The organism is Protofrankia symbiont of Coriaria ruscifolia (genome assembly GCF_900634745.1).
Taxonomy (GTDB): domain Bacteria; phylum Actinomycetota; class Actinomycetes; order Frankiales; family Frankiaceae; genus Protofrankia; species Protofrankia californiensis.
Genome location: NZ_CAAAFR010000060.1, coordinates 1 through 1902 on the forward strand (window position 1 = coordinate 1; position 1902 = coordinate 1902).

General features: G+C 68.8%; 3 protein-coding genes. All 3 read left to right on the forward strand.

The features are described from left to right. Positions 1-103: 103 nt before the first annotated feature. Positions 104-1045, forward strand: coding sequence for a tyrosine-type recombinase/integrase (locus tag CV1CTNOD_RS09005; RefSeq protein ID WP_242606530.1), 942 nt, complete (start codon positions 104-106; stop codon positions 1043-1045). Between the two features lie 199 nt (positions 1046-1244). Continuing rightward, positions 1245-1604, forward strand: coding sequence for a hypothetical protein (locus tag CV1CTNOD_RS09010; RefSeq protein WP_131785691.1), 360 nt, complete (start codon positions 1245-1247; stop codon positions 1602-1604). A gap of 95 nt (positions 1605-1699) precedes the next feature. Continuing rightward, positions 1700-1902: PadR family transcriptional regulator (locus CV1CTNOD_RS09015; RefSeq protein ID WP_131785705.1), on the forward strand; the 203-nt coding region annotated here is incomplete at its 3' end.

Genomic DNA, 1902 nt, shown 5'->3' on the forward strand with positions numbered 1-1902 from the left:
TAAGCTTTACTTCCCGGGCGTCAGACTGGCACCGGGAGAGGAGGGTCGGAGATTGAGTGGCGACGGCGCAGAGGTTGCAGTTCGTCGAGATGGTGATTACGCCGTGCTTTCGTCCGACCTGGTGGAGCGGGTGGCCGACTATGCCCGTGCTGCCAGGGCTGCTTCGACGTGGCGCGCCTATGAAACAGACCTACGCCACTTCGCCGCCTGGTGTGCCGAGCACTCCCCGCAGCTGGTGGCGCTGCCGGCGTCACCGGCAACCGTGGCCGGCTACCTGACGGCGCTGGCCGACTCCGGTTACAAGCCGGCCACCGTCCGCCGGAGACTGGCCGCCATCTCTGTGGCCCACCAGCTCGGTCGTCATCCCAATCCCGCGGCCTCACCCGAGGTCGCGACCGTCTGGGACGGCATCCGCCGCGTCCACGGCACCGCCGTGAAGCGCAAGAACGCGCTGGAGACCCGCATGCTCACCCAGGTGCTCGCCGAACTGGACGACTCCCGACTCGCCGACCTGCGCGACCGGGCGCTGCTGCTGGTCGGTTTCGCCGGCTGCCTGCGCCGCAGCGAGCTCGTCGCGCTGGACCTGACCGACATCGCCGAGACACCGGACGGCGTGATCCTGACCATCCGTAGGTCCAAGACCGACCAGGAGCAGACCGGAGCGCTCGTCGGGCTCACCTTTGGCTCCTACCGGCCGACCTGCCCGGTCCGGTCATGGATCGCCTGGCGGGAGGCTGCGGGCCTGGCCGACGGGCCTGCCTTCCGCTCGATCAACCGCCATGGCGGGGTGGGTTCGGGCCGGCTCTACCCGGGCTCGGTCGCCCGCATCGTCCAACGCCGAGTTGCCGCGGCGGGCCTGTCCCCCACCGACTTCGCCGGCCACTCCCTGCGCTCCGGGTTCGCCACGGCCGCCTCCCGCGCCGGCGTGCCCGACCGGGCGATCATGCGACAGGGACGCTGGCGATCGCCGGCGTCCCTGGACAGCTATGTGCGGGCAGGTCACCTGTTCGACCGCGACAACCCCTCGGGCAAGGTCGGCTTGTAGACAGGCCAGCCCCGCTCGGGTGACTCCCGTCCGGAACCAGGCAGACCCTCACGGTCAGGTGGGCCCGGAAGATGCCGGAACGGTCTGCGTGCTCGACATCAACACGCGGCCTGTGCTATCTGATCTGCATGGCAGCCTGCGACGTCCAGGCCCGCCGCTCCCATACACGCAGGCAATTCCGGAGGTAGCAGCCCATCCCATGGCCGAACACACCCCTCGTCGCAACATTGAGACCTGGGCGCACGAGCTGCCCGCCAGTTTCATCGAGTGCCGCACCACGGGACACCGCTGGGAACCCCACAGCGCGGTCTGGGACAAACAGGCCCGCGCCTACCATGTCATCCATGAGTGTGACCGCTGCCATACCCAGCGCAAGGCCTGGTGGAACCGTAACGGTGAGATCACCTCTGCGGGCTACAGCTACCCCGAGGGCTACCTGACCAAGGACGTCGGCTACATCGGCGCCGACGGCCGTGGCGTGCTGCGCACCGAGTACCTCGCCCGCATCTTCACCACCACCGCCCGCGGCAACGGCAGCACGCCGCAAGCCTCCTGTTAGAGACCTCGGCCCCGATAGGAAATCCGATGACGAGGCTCTCGCGGGCGGCGCAGGGCGCTTGGACCGCGCCGTTAATACGTCATACGATGCATCCTATGGCGAGGCAAGGACGTGCGCCGGACGGCCTGGCCCGGTTCGGCGAGCCGGGTGTGCTGGTGCTGCTGTCGCTCAGCGACGGGCCCAAGCACGGGTATGCCATCACCGCCGATGTCCTCGAGCAGACCGGGATCCGGCTCGGGCCGGGCACTCTCTACGGTTCGCTGGTCAAACTGGTGGATCGAGGGCTGGTCGTAGCGCT